Source organism: Pseudooceanicola aquaeponti, assembly GCF_050897975.1.
Taxonomy (GTDB): domain Bacteria; phylum Pseudomonadota; class Alphaproteobacteria; order Rhodobacterales; family Rhodobacteraceae; genus Pseudooceanicola.
This window is the reverse complement of record NZ_JBPAXY010000001.1, coordinates 179,847-195,520: the sequence shown is the minus strand read 5'-3', so window position 1 is coordinate 195,520 and position 15,674 is coordinate 179,847. Positions and strand designations below refer to the sequence as shown.

Here is a 15,674-nt window from a genome sequence, read left to right as displayed (position 1 = left end):
AAACGACATGACCCGTTTCAACATGATGATGACCAGTGCGGCGGCACTGACCCTGTCGGCCGGCATGGCGATGGCGCAATGCACCGAGGTCAGCTTCTCGGATGTCGGCTGGACCGACATCACCACCACCACCTCGGCCACCAAGCAGGTGCTGGAGGCCCTGGGCTATGACGTGGACGTCAAGGTCCTGTCGGTGCCGGTGACCTTCAAGTCGCTGGAAAGCGACGACGTGGACATCTTCCTGGGCAACTGGCTGCCTGCGCAGCAGGGCGCCATCGGCCCCTATCTGGAGTCGGGCGAGATCGAGACCGTCGCCACCAACCTGGAAGGCACCAAGTACACCCTGGCCGTGCCCGCCTATACCTACGAGAAGGGCCTGCAAAGCTACGCCGACATCGCCAGCTTCCGCGACAGCCTGGACGAGAAGATCTACGGCATCGAGCCGGGCAACGAGGGCAACGCCTACCTGGTCAGCCTGACCGAAGAGAACAAGTTCGACCTGGACGGGTTCGACGTGGTCGAAAGCTCGGAGCAGGGGATGCTGTCGATGGTGCAGCGCGCCTATGAGAAACAGGAAGACATCGTCTTCCTGGGCTGGGAACCGCACCCGATGAACGCCAACTTCGAGCTGAAGTACCTGCCGGGCGGCGAGGAGTTCTTTGGCGGCGAAGGCGTGGTCAACACCGTGACCCGCAAGGGCTATGTCGAGGAATGCCCGAACGTGGGCGCCCTGCTGGCCAACCTGACCTTCACCCTGCCGATGGAAAACGAGATCATGGGCGCCATCCTGAACGATGGCGAAGATGCCGATGATGCCACCATGGCCTGGATGAAGGCCAACCCGGATCTGGTGATGTCCTGGCTGGACGGCGTCACCACCGTGGATGGCGCCGATGGCGCCGAAGCGGTGAAGGCGGCCTTCGGCCTCTGATAGGATCGGTGGAAAGGCCCGGGCGCACAGGACCGGGCCTTTCTGCTTTCCGGCATTTGACTTCTGGCCATCTGACTTCAGGCCATTTGCCCAAAAGGAGGTCCGCCTTGGATTGGCTGACGGAAAACAAGATCCCCGTAGGGGACTGGGCCAGCGACTTCTTCGACTGGCTGAGGGACAATTTCGAGGGCATCGTCGATGTCCTGGCCAATGGGGCCGAAAACCTGATCGACGGCTTGCTGTGGATCCTGCAAGAGCCGCCCGAACTGCTGGTGATCGCGGCCTTCGTGGCCCTGACCTGGGCCTTGCAGCGCAACTGGAAGACCTGCCTTTTCGTCGCCCTGGGTTTCCTCTTCATCCTCAACCAGGACTACTGGGAAGAGACGACCGAAAGCCTGACGCTGGTCATCTCCTCTTGCATCGTGTGCATGGCCATCGGGGTGCCGGTGGGGATCGCGGCGGCGCACCGGCCGCGCATGTATGCCTTCCTGCAACCGGTGCTGGACCTGATGCAGACCCTGCCGACCTTCGTCTATCTGATCCCGGCGATCGTCTTCTTCGGCATCGGCATGGTGCCCGGCCTGATCGCCACGGTGATCTTCGTGGTGCCCGCGCCGATCCGGCTGACCTATCTGGGCGTCAGCTCGACCCCCACACCGCTGCTTGAGGCCTCAGAGGCCTTCGGCGGCACCAAGTGGCAGACCCTGACCAAGGTCGAGCTGCCCTATGCCCTGCCGCAGATCATGGCCGGGCTGAACCAGACCATCATGCTGTCGCTGTCCATGGTCGTGGTCGCGGCCCTGGTGGGCGCGGACGGGCTGGGCGTGCCGGTGGTGCGCGCGCTGAACCAGGTGAACACCTCGCTGGGCTTTGAATCGGGCTTCGTGATCGTGGTGGTCGCCATCATCCTGGACCGGATGCTTCGGATCGGAGGCCGCAAATGACCGAGATGCAGCAAGCCGCGAAACAGCCGGCGGTCGAATTCGACAATGTCTCTATCGTCTTCGGCGATGATCCCGACCGCGCCCTGCCGCTGTTGGATCGCAACCTGTCGCGCTCCGAGATCCAGAAGGAGACCGGGCAGGTCCTGGGGGTGCATGACTGCTCTTTGACCGTGGATGAGGGCGAGATCCTGGTGCTGATGGGCCTGTCGGGTTCGGGCAAATCCACCCTTCTGCGGGCGGTGAACGGGCTGAACCCCGTGGTGCGCGGCGCCGTGCGGGTGCGCGCCAAGGGGTGGGAGTGCAAACCCACCGATTGTTCCAAGGCCGACCTGCTGCGCCTGCGCCGCGAAAGCGTGGCCATGGTGTTCCAGCAGTTCGGCCTGCTGCCCTGGCGCAACGTGCTGGACAACGTGGCCCTGGGGCTGGAACTGTCGGGTCTCTCGCGCAAGGAGCGGGAGGACCGCGCCCGCGCCCAGCTGGACCTGGTGGGACTGACCGACTGGGCCGACAACAAGGTGGGCGAGCTGTCGGGCGGGATGCAGCAGCGCGTGGGCCTGGCCCGCGCCTTTGCCACCGAGGCGCCCATCCTGTTGATGGACGAACCCTTCTCGGCGCTCGACCCGCTGATTCGCTCGCGCCTACAGGATGAGCTGCTGGAGCTTCAGGCGAAGCTGAAGCGCACGATCATCTTCGTCAGTCACGATCTGGACGAGGCCTTCAAGCTGGGCAACCGCATCGCCATCATGGAAGGCGGGCGGATCGTGCAATGCGGCAGCCCGCAGCAGATCATCGCCAACCCGGCCAACGACTATGTCGACGACTTCGTCACCCATATGAACCCGCTGAACGTGCTTCAGGCGGCAGATGTGATGACCCCGTCGGGGGCGGCCGAGCAGGTGTCGGGCCAGGTGACGCCCGAGACGCCGCTGACCGAGGTGATCGGCCTGCTGACCGATGTGGCCCGCCCGGTGGCGGTCTGCGATGCCGAGGGCGCCCGCCTGGGCACGATCTCGCATCAGGACATCATCGCGGCGTTGCACGCCAAGACGCCGGGCTAGGCGCGCTATCGCCCGAGCCGGTTCAAGTGACCGGGCCGGGCGGGCGAAAACCAGCGGATGATTGCACCCCCCGGCAGGGTTCTGCCGGGGGTTTTCCTGTTCAGACAGGCGAATCCCGCCCTTGCGCGGCCCTGCGCGCGGCACATAGGCCCGGACAGCCGCGCGCCTGCGGCGAGAGAAAAACCACCGAAATCAGAGATACGCGCGCGTATAATGCGCAGTCACGGCGTCTCATTGGCCGCAGTCCCGGCCACAGTGACCCTTGCGGGCAAGTTATGTTGACGGAGGGGAAGGTTGCTTCGGACAAAAACGATAGTTTTCCAAATTTCGGATCCATTCGTTTTCCTTTGTTGCAGTTTGCCAGGGTTTTCCCATGAAGCGATCTCTTCCCTCTTCCGACGTCTCCCTTTTCCCTCAGGCCCTTGCCATTGTCGGCATGGCCTGTCGCCTGCCGGGCGGCAACACCACCCCTGACGCCTATTGGCAGTTCCTGCTGGACAAGAAGAGCGGCATTCGCGAGGTCCCCGAGGACCGCTGGAACGTCGAGAATTTCTACAACGAGAACCCCGATGGCATCGCCTCTTCGGTGACCAAATGGGCCGGGTTCCTGGAGGATATCCGCGGCTTCGACGCCAAGTTCTTCGGCATCTCCCCGCGTGAGGCGGCGGCGATGGACCCGCAGCAGCGGCTGCTGCTGCAATGCACCTACGAGGCGCTTCAGGACACGCTGCGCCCGGCAGAAGACTACAGCCAGGGCAAGACCGGCGTTTTCGTCGGCATCTCGCAATCCGATTATCGCACCATCCAGGAGATCCGCCCGACCAATCCCGAAAGCTTTGCCGGGACGGGCTATGCGCTGTGCATCAACGCCAACCGGGTGTCGCACCGGCTGAACCTGAAGGGGCCGTCCTATGCGGTGGACACGGCCTGTTCCTCGTCGCTGGTGGCGCTGAACCAGGCGGTGCAGAACCTGCGCTCGGGCGCCTGCGACGTGGCCGTGGTGGCGGGCGTCAACGTGCTGGCGCACCCCTCGTCCTTCATTGCGTTTTCGCGCGCCGGGATGCTGTCCTCGACCGGGCAGATCTCGACCTTCGACACCCGCGCCAACGGGTTTGTGCGCGGCGAGGCCGTGGGGGTCGTGGTGCTGAAACCCTATCACCAGGCGGTGGCCGACGGCGACCGGATCCATGCGCTGATCCATGCCTCGGCCTGCAATCAGGACGGCTATACCTCGACCATCACCGCGCCGGCGCAGGACAGCCAGATCGCCATGCTGGAAGACCTGTTCACCCAGTCCGGCATTCCCAAGGATCGGGTGGGTTTCGTCGAGGCCCACGGCACCGGCACTCCGGTTGGCGACCCGATCGAGGCGGGCGCCATCGGCACGGTCATTGGCCAGCACAATCCCGAACGCCCGGTCTGGGTCGGCTCGGGCAAGGCCAATGTGGGCCACGCGGAAAGCGCGGCCGGTATCTCGGGGCTGATCAAGGCGACCCTGGCGGTGCGCAATGGCGTGGTGCCGCCCAACGTCAACTACGACACCCCCAACCCCAATATCCCCTTCGACGCGCTGAACCTGAAGGTGCCGACCGAGGCCGAGCCCTTCCCGGCGGCCGAGGGGCTGCGCTATGCGGTGATCAACTCTTTCGGCTTCGGCGGCACCAATGCCTCGGCGCTGATCTCTTCGGCGCCGGAACAGGCCGCGGTGCCCGTCGCACCCGTCACTCCGGCGGAACGCGGGGCCGATGCCTTCCCCTTCTTCTTCCCGCTGTCCGGCCCCAGCCAGGAGGCCGTTCTGGCCAATGCCGCCGATCTGCTGGCGGCGCTGAAGGACGACAGCTCGGCCCTGGCCACGCTGCCCCTGGCCGCCCTCTCGGCTGCCCTGGGCCGCGAACGCAGCCATCTGACCTATCGCACCATGCTTCTGGCCCGCACCCGGGCCGAGCTGCTGGCGGCGCTGGAACTGCTGATCTCGGGCGATGAAGAGGCGCTGGCAGGAAGCAAGGCGGTGATCTCGGGGCAGGTGCGCACCGAGACCTCGCTATGCTTCATCTTCGCCGGGCAGGGCTCGCAATGGTGGGCCATGGGCCGCCAGTTCATGGAGCATTCCACCGTCTTCCGCGACGCGGTCGAGGCCTATGACGCCCATTTCAAGAAGGTCGCGGGCTGGTCGCTGGTGGAGGAACTGCTGGCCGACGAGGCCAGCTCGCGCATCGACGACACCGCCGTCACCCAGCCCGCGCTTTTCGCCATCCAGGCCGGTCTGGGCGCCGTCTGGGAAAGCTTCGGCATCACACCCGACATGGTGGTGGGCCATTCCATCGGTGAATCCGCCGCCTCTTACGTGGCCGGGGGTCTGACCCTGGACGGCGCCGCCAGCTTCCTTTCGAAACGCGGTGTGGTGCGTGACCAGCTGGGCCAGAAAGGCGCCATGGCCGCCGTGGGCCTGGCGCCCGAGGACATCGAACCGCTGTTGCCGCCGCTGATCAACGTGGCCGCGGTCAACGGCCCCGGCTCGACCACCATTTCGGGCGATTACGACAGGCTGCACGCCTTCGTCGAAGAGTTCCAGCATAGCCGCCCCGAGACCTTCATCCGCATTCTGAAGGTCGATACCGCCTGGCATTCCTACCAACTGGAGGCGGGCGAAGAGTGGTTCCGCCGCGAGGTGAAAGAGGTCTCTTGGCGGGTGCCGAAGATCCCCTTCATCTCGACCGTGACCGGCAATCCGGAGACCAAGTTCGACCTGGAATATGCCTGGCTGAACCTGCGCTGCCCGGTGATGTTCCAGAAGGGGATCGAAGCCGCCCTGTCGATGGGCGCCACGACCTTTGTCGAGCTGGGGCCGCATTCCACCCTGATGGGCCCGACCAAATCCACCGCCCTGGAGGCGGGGGCCAAGGTCGACGTGTTCCAATCGCTGTCGCGCAAGGAAGGCGATTTCGACATCTTCGCCCGCACCGCCGCCCAGCTTTACACCAGCGGCTACGACCTGGACTGGGCTGCGTTGACCGATGGGGTCGAGGCGCCCGCGGGCCTGCCGCTGAACCACTGGGTCGAGGAAAGCCTGTGGCAGGACAGCGAGGAAAGCCGCCGTCAGCTTTACGGCGCCAAGCAGCACCCCTTCCTGGGCCGCAAGGGCAATGACGCCGGCACCGCCTGGTGGATGGAGCTGAACACCAAGGCCTGGCCCTTCCTGAAGGACCACCGGATGCAGTCGGAAACGCTGTTCCCCGGCGCGGGCTATCTGGAAACGCTTGTGGCCCTGGGGGTCGAGCTGCACGGCGACAAGCCGCTGGAACTCTCGGACACGATCATTCACGAGGCGCTGTTCCTGGAAGACGATCAGGACATGCTGATTTCGCTGGCCTGGTCGCCCGACCGCAAGCGCGGCAAGCTCTACTCGCGCCCGCGCGACAGCCGCGACGACTGGGTGCTGCGCTCTGAGGGCAAGATCCGGGTGACCGATGTGCCCGCGCCCGACCCCGTGCCCTTCGACCCCGCCACCACCACCCTGGAGGAGGTCGACGCCGCGCATATGTACGATGTCGACGCCAGCTCGGGCTTCGTGAACTACGGCCCCGCCTTCCAGGTGGTGCAGCAGCTGTGGGTGGGCGAGGACGAATCCGTCGCCCGCATCAAGGCGCCCGCGCAGATCGCCGGGCAGACCGCGCTGTTCTACATCCACCCGGCGTTGATGGACGGCTGTTTGCAGATGTGCGACCCGCGCGTCTCGCGCGGCAGCATCCGCACCCCGCGCAAGGCGGGCGACATGGCCTATCTGCCCGTGGGCGCCCGCCGCCTGCGTTTCTATGGCCGCCTGCCGGACGAGGTGATGGCCCATGCCCGCCGCGCGCCCAATCCGGTCACCGGCGATATCGAGGCCAGCTTTACCGTCACCGACATGGAGGGCCGGGTTCTGTTCACCGCCGAGGGGCTGATGACCCAGCCCCTGCCCACCAAGGCCGCCGCCGAAGAGGGCGCCGAGGTGGCGCCGAACTTCGTCGAGTCGGGCCTGTCGGAGATCCGCGACGAGCCGCAGCTGGCCGAAGAGGCCCTGGGTCACTGGCTGATCCTGGCCGACACCGCCGCCGATGTGGCCGATCTGGGCGCCGCGATCCAGGCCCGGGGCGCCGAGGTTTCGGTGCTGACCCGCGCCGATCTGGGCGACGAGCTGGTGCAGGCGGTCGAGGACCAGTTCGGCGAGGCCCTGGAACAGGCGCAGGTAAAGGGCATCCTCTTTGCCGCCGCCCTGAGCGCGGCGGATGTGGACCCGGCCACGGCGCCGGCCGATCTTTACGGCGTGATCGAACGCAATGTGACCGACCTGATCACCCTGGGCGATCTGATGGATTTCCATCGCACCAACGAGATTGCCCTGCCGCGGATCGCCGTGCTGACCGCGGGCGCCTATCCCGACCCCGAGACCGGCCAGACCGGCCCGGCGGCCCTGACCCAGACGCCCATTGCCTCGCTGGGGCGGGTGCTGGCGACCGAGACCACGGAATACCATGTGCGCATGTTCGACCATGACGGCTCGGACCCCGCCCAGTTGGCGCTGCGCCTGCTCAGCGACACGCCCGAGACCGAGACCGTGATCCACCGGGGCCGGGCCTTCGGCGCGCGTCTGTTCCCGCGCAAGACCGACGATTTCGCGCCCAAGCTGATGACGGTGCCCGCCAGCAATGAAGAGGTGAACTTCCACGCCACGATGCACGCGCCCGGCGTGATCGACGACCTGGGCCTGTGGGAACTGCCGCCGGACGCGCTGGCCGAGGACGCGGTGCGGGTGCGCATCTCTGCCGTGGGCATGAACTTCCGCGACGTGATGGCGGTCACCGGCCTGCTGCCGGAAGAGGCGGAACCCGATCCCGCCTGGCAGCATCTGGGGCTGGAGTTCGGCGCCGTGGTCCACGCAGTGGGCCGCAAGGTGACCACCCTGAAACCCGGCGACCGGGTCATGGGCATGGGGCGGCGCTGCCTGCAACGCTACATGGACGTCGACCCGCGCGCCCTGACCGTGCTGCCCGGGCATATCAGCCTGGAAGAGGCGGCGACCATCCCCTCGGCCTTCGCCACGGCCCATTACGCGCTGAACCGCGTCGGGCGGATGCGCAAGGGCGAGAAGGTCTTCATCCACGTCGCCACCGGCGGTGTCGGCATGGCCGGGATCCAGCTGTGCCAGGACGTGGGGGCCGAGATCTTCGCCACCGCGGGCAGCCCCGCCAAGCGTGACCTGCTGGCCGAGCTGGGCGCCGATCACATCATGGACAGCCGCAGCCTGAAATTCGCCGACGATGTCGAGCGGATCACCGAAGGGCGCGGGGTGGACGTGCTGCTGAACTCGCTGCCCGGGGAATACATCACCAAGGGTCTGGACATCGTGGCGCCCTATGGCCGCTACCTGGAGATCGGCAAGGTCGACGTCTACGCCGACAGCGCCATCGGCATGAAGGCCCTGCGCAAGAACGTCTCCTTCTCTTGCCTCGACCTGGCGGCCATGGGGCAGGAACGCCCCGAACTGCTGGCCGAGCTGATGCAGGAAGTGGTCGAGATGTTCGACGCCCGGCGGCTGAAGCCGCTGCCGGTCACCGCCTTCCCGATCAGCCAGATCGCCGATGCGGTGCGCTATATGTCCCAGGCCCGCCACGTGGGGAAGGTCGTAGTCACTCTGGACGAGCCCAGCTTCGAGGTGCGCGGCGATACTTCGCGGCCCGTGGCCCTGTCCGCCGATGCCTCTTACCTGATCACCGGCGGCACCAAGGGCTTTGGCCTGACCATTGCCGACTGGATGAGCCGGGCAGGCGCCGGGAAACTCTACCTGACCTCACGCGGGGGATCCTTCCTGAAGGAGGACATGCCCCGGGTGAAGGCGATGCAGAAACGCGGCACCGTGGTTGAGCCGCTGGCGCTGGACGTGACCTCGGAGGCCGAGATGGACGCCTTCATCGGCGCGGCCACGGCGGATGCGAAACATCCCTTGCGCGGCGTCGTGCATGGGGCGGCGGTGATCAAGGACGGCTTCCTGAACCAGCTGACGCCCGAGGTGATCACCGAGGTGTTGCGGCCCAAGGTTCTGGGCGGCTGGATCCTGCACCAGGCCTTTGAAAAGGCGGGGGTCGAGCCTGACTTCCTGATTGGCTTCTCCTCCATCGCCGAGGTCATCGGCTCGGGCGGGCAGGGCAACTATGTGGCCGCCAACGCCTTCCTCAACGCGCTGGCGCGCTATCGCGACAGCCTGGGCCGCAACGGCACGGCGATCAACTGGGGCGCCATGGCCGACTCGGGCTTTGTCGCCCGGTCCGACGGCATGGCCAGCTATCTGGAATCGGTGGGCCTGCACGGGCTCAGCGACGCGGAAACCGATCTGGGGATGGAAATCGCGGTGTCCCGCGATGTGTCGGACTTTTGCTATGCCAAGGCCGACTGGCCGCAGATCGCCCGCGCCAATGCCGCCCTGGCCAGCGCGCCCCGTCTGGCGCCGCTGTTGCAGGCCGAAGGCGGCGGTGGCGGCGAGGTGCGCGCCCGTCTGATGGCCCTGACCGGGGACGAGCGGCGCGCCGAGGCGATCGAGTTCCTGAAGGACGAGGTGGCCAATGTGCTGAAGATCGACAAGGGCACGATCCAGTCGGACCGCCCGATGTCGGAACTGGGCCTCGACAGCCTGTCCTCCTTCGAGCTGAAGATGCGGGTGGAAACCGCGCTGGACTTCACCATGCCGGTGTCGCGCTTCCTGGCCGCCCCCTCGATCGACGAGTTTGCCACGATCCTGGAAAAAGAGATCGCCCTGATGGTCGAGGCCGAGGCCCTGGCCGCGGCGGCCGAAGAGGCGGGCGAGACCGGCGAGGCCGATGGCGAGGCGGCGGAAACCGGCTATCTCGGCACCGACCGCCAGTTGGGGCTGATCGCCCTGTCGCTGGCGCCGATGACCTCGGAGGCGGGCAGAGGCTCGCTCTTCCATGTGCTGGAGGCGCCGCTGACGGCGACGCCCGAGGCGGTCGAGGCGGCGGCGGCGCAGCTGGCGCTGCGGCACAAGATGCTGCGCCTGCGGCCCGAGGGGAAGGCGGGGGATCTGACCCTGCATCTGGACGGCGCGCCGGTTGTCGTGGCAGGCGCGCAGGCGGGCCTGCCCGATGTGGCGCAGGGCCAGATGGCGGTCTTTGCCGTCGAGGCGGGCCGGGTGCGCCTGAGGCTGCATCAGGCCCTGGGCGATCTGGCCTCGGCCCGGCTGCTGCTGGACGAGATGGGTCTTCTGCTGTCGGGCGCGGCCCTGCCGCCCCTGGCCCCAGCCGAGGCGCTGGAGGACGTGCTGGCCCTGGGCCGCTACGACGCCGACAGCGCCGAGGGGCAGAACGACCGCGCCTTCTGGTGGTACTCGATCAAGGCCGGGGCGCCGGTGGTGCCCTTCGACCGGCGCGCCCGGGCCCTGCTGCCCGCCTCGCTGGGCCGCAACCGGGGCGCGGCGCAGGCCCTGACGCTGGATCTGCCGGTGCAGACCAGCGAACCGGCCCTGCTGCTGCACTTCGCCCAGGCGCTGCGCCAGACCACCGGCTCGACCGGCAACGTGTTGCTGACCCGTATCGCCTCGTTGCGTCAGCTCGTGCCCGAGGGCGCGGCGGTCGGCCCCTTCGAGGTGGATCAGCCGGTGCTGGTGGAAACCACGCTGCCGCGCCCGCTGGCCTTGGCCCGTCTGACCCGGGTGCTGTCGCGCGCCTCGGCGCACAGCCATTTCGGCGCCAGCGCGGCGGCGCGTGTCTTTGCCGGTGCCATCGCGGGCTGGAACGGCAACCCGTTCCAGATCGCGGTGCGCCACGGGATCGAAGGCACGCCGCCCGCGGCCGCCAGCCATGACCTGCTGCTGGAGATCGGCGAGGGCGGGGCGCTGCGGCTGGTCTGGGACGCCGATGTGCTGACCCCCACACAGGCCGAGGCCATCGCCGCCGCGCTGCGCGCGGTGCCCGCCCCGGTCGAGGCCTGAGCGGCAGGCGGGGTGGGGCCATGGGCAGGCTGATCCGGCCCCGGCCGGTCTTCGATGCGGACCCGGCTTGCCGGGCGGGGCTGTCCCTGTGGGGGAGGGCCCCGGCTGGTGCCGCCTTGCCCGGCAAGGGGTCAGCGTCTTGGGCCTGCGTGGTCGGTGGATCTCTGCCGAGGATGCGGGGCGTCGGGGCAGGGGGGAATTCCGGTCAGGATTTGAAGACCCGTCCGGCCTATAGTCGCAGCACAGCAAAGCCTTCGCGGCGGTCCCGGAGCCGCCGCGGGGGGCGACATGGCCCGGGACTGTGGCAGGGGCGCGCAGGGGCGAGACCTCTGCGTCCGCCGCGCCTCTCTGGACGGGGTCCAAAGGTTGGAGTGTGGTTTGATGAGTACGCGGTTTTATCGCGCAACGGGGCGGCCATGACGGCGCCGCGTCACTCGCGCCCGCTTGCGGGCGACGATGCGCCCCGGCAACCGGCGCGCCCGCAGGATTTCGGCTATGCGCCGATGATGCCCCGGCTGTGGCACGGCATGACCTATGGCGACTGGCGCGCCCTGTCGCGGGGCGAGCTGGCGCGCTGTCGCGGCGATCTACGGCTAGGCCTTTACGCCTCGGTCACGGCGCTGAGCCTGGGCAATTCGCTGGTGCACGGGCTGAGCGAACTGGTGCATGGCCGCGCCCTGGATCGCACCGAGATCCGCCGCGACCCGGTCTTCGTGCTGGGCTTCTGGCGGTCCGGCACCACCTGGCTGCACCAGCTGCTGAGCTGCGATCCGCGCTTTTGCGCGCCGACCTCGTTGCAGGTCTTCATGCCGAAGACCTTCCTGATGCTGCGCCATGTGATGCGGCCCCTGGCGCGGCTCTGGCTGCCCGACAGCCGCCCGATGGACAATGTGAAACTGACCGTCGACAGCTCGGAAGAGGATGAGGTGGCCATGACGGTGGCCGGGGCCCCCTCGATCATGCGCGGCATGGCCTTTGATACCCCCGACGCGCCCAGCATGACCCGCGACATCGCCGATCTGCCGGCCGAGACCCGGGCCGAATGGCTCCGCCGCTGGCACCGTTTCCTGACCATGGTGCAGTACCTTTCGCCCGAGCAGCAGTTGCTGCTGAAATCGCCCGGTCACACCATGCGCCTGGCCGAGGTGCTGCGCGCCTTTCCCCAGGCCCGCTTCGTGCATATCGTCCGCGACCCCTACGAAGTGGCCCTGTCGAACCTGAAGGCCGCCGAGGGCATGACCGCCACCCAGACCCTGCGCCGCACAATGGCGTCCACGGAGGTGCAGCAAGAGGGTGTTTTGCGGATGATGAAGGACTTCATGGCGGCCTTTGACCGCGACCGGGCGCAGATCCCCGAGGGCAGCTATACCCTGATCCGCTACGAGGATCTGCGCGCCGATCCCAAGGCGGTGTTGCGTGGCGTCTATGACGCCATCGGCCTGGGGCCCTTTTCAGACCTGGAACCCGGGCTTGACCGGATGCTGGAGGCGCGCAAGGGCTACCGGGTGAATACGTTCGAGATCGACCCGGGCCTGGCACGGCGGATCGAGGATGAGTGGGACGAGTTCTTTCAGCGCTACGGCTATTCCAAGAGATCACAACGGGCGACCGACACCCCATGACCCCTTCGCAGCGCATCGCGGATTTCATCCTGCGCCACCTTCTCAAGCTGTCCCTGCTGGTGCTGGCCATCGTGCTGGGCCTGGCCCTGGGCATCCCGCGGCTGACCTTCTCGGCCGACAACGCGTCCTTCTTCGGCAAGGACAACCAGGAAAGCCGCGACCTGGAAGAGCTGTCCCGGCATTACGCGGGTTCCTCTGGTTTCCTGATCATGGTCAAGCCGCCCGAGGACGAGATGTTCAGCACCGCGACGCTGGAAGCGCTGCGCGACATGACCGCCGATGTCTGGCTGGCGCCCTTCGCGCTGCGGGTGGATTCGCCCGCGAACTTCAACCACAGCCGGGCCGAGGGCGACGACATCCTGGTCGAACCGCTGCTGGATGAATGGACCGAGATCACCCCCGAGGGGACGGCGCGGTTCCGCGAGGTGGTCTCGACCAGCCCCGAGATGCGCAACCGGCTGGTGGCCGAGGATCTGCGGGCCTATGGCATCATGTTGAACGTCGTGCTGGGCGGCGATTTCGAGGCGCGGCGCGGCGAGGTTCTGGCCTATCTGGACCAGATGAAGGCCGATTGGGCCGACCGCTATCCAGGGTTCGAGATCCGCATGACCGGCGACGTGCTGGGCGGGCTGACCCTGGCGCAGGCGGCGAAACAGGACATCCTGACCCTGGTGCCGATCGCCTTCGTGCTGGTGATCGGTCTGCTGCTGTACTTCCTGCGCTCGCCCATGGCGGTGGCGGCCTCGGCGGTGGTGGTGCTGTCGGGCACGCTGGCCACCTTCGGTTTCGCGGGCTTTCTGGGGATCGAGCTGACGGCGGGCACGGCGATCAGCCCGATGGCGGTCATGGTGCTGACGGCGGCATCCTGCATCCATGTCATCCTGAGCTGGTTCCGCGAGCTGGACAGGTTGCAGGGCGACGCCGCGATCCGCCATGCCATGGTCGAGAACCTGGCCCCGGTGCTGGTGACCACGCTGACCACGGCGATTGGTTTTCTGGGCCTGAACTTTGCCGAGGCGCCGCCCTTGCAGGACATGGGCAATATCGTGGGCTTCGGCCTGATTGTGGGGATGCTGGCCAATTTCACCTTCCTGCCCCTGGGTCTGCGGTTCAGCCGGGCGCGGGGCGGCGACCGCCTGCCGATCACCATCGGCATGATGGCCCGGCTGGCGGATCTGGCGATTGATCACCGGCGCGGCTGGATCATCGGCTTCACCCTGCTGGTGGCGCTGTCGGTGGTGGGGGTCTTCCGCATCGGGTATGACGACAGCCTGGTGCGGTATTTCGATCAGCGCTTCGAGTTCCGCCGCGATTCCGACGAGATCCAGAAGCATCTGACCGGGCTCGACAACCTGCAATTCTCCTTCACCGCGCCCGAGGGCGGGTCGGTCTTCGATCCCGATTTCCTGCGCGACATCGACGCCTTCACCCAGTGGATCGAGACCCAGGACCACGTGGTGGGGGTGTCCAGCATCACCCAGATCCTGAAACGCCTGAACCTGAGCCTGAATGGCGACGACCCGGCCTTCGCGCGCATCGCTGACAGCCGCGAGGCCAATGCGCAGCTGATGATGTTCTACGAATTGTCGCTGCCCGTGGGGTTGGACCTGAATTCGACCATCGACGTGGACCGGCTGCGCACCCGGGTGGTGGTGCTGATGCGCAGCGACCACAGCCACCAGATCCGCGAGCTGGGCGACAAGGCCCAGGCCTGGATGGCCCAGAACACGCCCAATACCACCGCCCGCCCCGCCGGGGTCTCCTACGGCTTTTCGACCGTGTCGGAGCGCAACAATTCGCAGATGCTGGTCGGGCTTCTGCTGGTGCTGGTGCTGGTGTCGGGGATCATGATGCTGACCCTGCGCGACCTGAAGATGGGGCTGATCAGCCTGGCGCCGAACCTGATGCCGGCGGTGATCGCCTTCGGGATCTGGGGCATGACCTTTCGCGATGTGAACCTGGGATCAACCGTGGTCACAACCATGACATTCGGGATCGTGGTGGATGACACCGTCCACTTCCTCATGCACTATCTGGATGGGCGCCGCCGGGGCCGGAGCGCGAAAGAGGCGCTGCACGAAACCTTCCGTGTCGTCGGCTCTGCGGTGATCGTCACCTCGATCTGCCTGGCAATCGGTTTCATGACCATGGCGACCTCGGGTTTCGCCATCAACCAGCACCTCGGGGCGCTGACGGCCATCGTGATTGCCTTCGCCCTGCTGGCGGACCTGCTTTTTCTTCCCGCACTACTTCTCAGTTTGGACAGGACCAAGGATTGATGCACAGACGTTTTCTTACCGCTTTCATCGCCGCCTTCACCGTGCTGGGCCTCGGCCTGGGCGGGGCCATGGCGGAAACTTCGCAGGAAAAGGGCCGCCGGATCGCCGAAATGGTCGGGGTCGAGCCGGGGTTCCGGGATCAGGCCGTCACCGGCGAGATGATCCTGACCACCCAGGGCGGCCAAAGCAGCACCCGCCGCTTCGAGGCGCGCTCGGTCGAGACGGGCCCCGAGGAGGCGCGCTCGATCCTGGTGTTCCAATGGCCGGGAGACATCCGCGACACCGCGCTGCTGACCCATTCCCACGGCGGCGGGCGCGACGACGACCAGTGGCTGTTCCTGCCCGCCGTGTCGAAGGTGCGCCGCATCTCTTCGTCGGGGCGGTCGGGGTCCTTCGTGGGCAGCGAATTCGCCTATGAGGACATGGTCGATCAGGATGTCGAGAAATACACCTACAATTTCGTCGGCACCGGCCCCTGTCCGGGTGGTGGCACCTGCAACATCGTCGATCGTTTTCCCGGCGGGCGGTCGGCCTACAGCTATCAGCGGGTGTGGATCGACAGCCGCCGCAACCTGATCCAGAAGGTCGAGTATTACGACCGGCGCAAGGCGCATCTGAAGACGATGATCGCCACCGGCTATCGCCAGTACCAGGGCCGCTACTGGCGGGCGCAGAAGATGACCATGACCAACCACCTGACCGGCAAGGGCACGACCCTGACCTGGGAGGGGTTCCGGTTCAATCAGGGATTGAACCCCAACGACCTGAGCGTGAATGCCCTGCGGCGTGGTCTCTAGGCATTCCAGACCCTACGCAATCGACTGCTTTTGTCCGGGCCGCCCCTGCGTCGGTCCGGGCTTTT

7 protein-coding genes are annotated in these 15,674 nt (G+C 66.9%); all 7 read left to right on the top strand.

Features of this window, described 5'->3' with window-relative positions; translation table 11 throughout:
• The first annotated feature begins 7 nt into the window (after positions 1-7).
• Positions 8-931: a choline ABC transporter substrate-binding protein gene (gene choX / locus ACRARE_RS00920; protein WP_432654527.1), complete on the top strand. Its 924-nt coding sequence runs from the start codon at positions 8-10 to the stop codon at positions 929-931.
• A gap of 107 nt (positions 932-1,038) precedes the next feature.
• Entirely contained in the window at positions 1,039-1,875 is an 837-nt protein-coding gene (choW, locus tag ACRARE_RS00915) for a choline ABC transporter permease subunit (RefSeq protein ID WP_432654526.1), read from the top strand.
• Complete coding sequence (choV, locus tag ACRARE_RS00910; RefSeq protein WP_432654525.1) at positions 1,872-2,933, top strand: choline ABC transporter ATP-binding protein; 1,062 nt, start codon at positions 1,872-1,874, stop codon at positions 2,931-2,933. Before choW ends, choV begins: the two co-directional genes overlap by 4 nt.
• A gap of 373 nt (positions 2,934-3,306) precedes the next feature.
• Positions 3,307-10,911: an SDR family NAD(P)-dependent oxidoreductase gene (locus ACRARE_RS00905; RefSeq protein WP_432654524.1), complete on the top strand. Its 7,605-nt coding sequence runs from the start codon at positions 3,307-3,309 to the stop codon at positions 10,909-10,911.
• Between the two features lie 416 nt (positions 10,912-11,327).
• Positions 11,328-12,533 (top strand): sulfotransferase family protein, encoded by a 1,206-nt coding sequence (locus ACRARE_RS00900; protein ID WP_432654523.1) that lies wholly within the window; start codon positions 11,328-11,330, stop codon positions 12,531-12,533.
• Positions 12,530-14,812, top strand: a complete 2,283-nt coding sequence (locus ACRARE_RS00895; protein ID WP_432654522.1) for an efflux RND transporter permease subunit — start codon at positions 12,530-12,532, stop codon at positions 14,810-14,812. The genes ACRARE_RS00900 and ACRARE_RS00895 overlap by 4 nt, the downstream gene beginning before the upstream one ends.
• Positions 14,812-15,609, top strand: coding sequence for an outer membrane lipoprotein-sorting protein (locus ACRARE_RS00890; RefSeq protein ID WP_432654521.1), 798 nt, complete (start codon positions 14,812-14,814; stop codon positions 15,607-15,609). Before ACRARE_RS00895 ends, ACRARE_RS00890 begins: the two co-directional genes overlap by 1 nt.
• Positions 15,610-15,674 lie beyond the last annotated feature (65 nt).

Bases quoted from the DNA above. Each gene is read 5' to 3' on its own strand.
- ACRARE_RS00900 (WP_432654523.1), top strand. From the start codon at position 11,328: ATGACGGCGCCGCGTCACTCGCGCCCGCTTGCGGGCGACGATGCGCCC.
- choX (WP_432654527.1), top strand. From the start codon at position 8: ATGACCCGTTTCAACATGATGATGACCAGTGCGGCGGCACTGACCCTG.
- choV (WP_432654525.1), top strand. From the start codon at position 1,872: ATGACCGAGATGCAGCAAGCCGCGAAACAGCCGGCGGTCGAATTCGAC.
- ACRARE_RS00895 (WP_432654522.1), top strand. From the start codon at position 12,530: ATGACCCCTTCGCAGCGCATCGCGGATTTCATCCTGCGCCACCTTCTC.
- ACRARE_RS00890 (WP_432654521.1), top strand. From the start codon at position 14,812: ATGCACAGACGTTTTCTTACCGCTTTCATCGCCGCCTTCACCGTGCTG.
- ACRARE_RS00905 (WP_432654524.1), top strand. From the start codon at position 3,307: ATGAAGCGATCTCTTCCCTCTTCCGACGTCTCCCTTTTCCCTCAGGCC.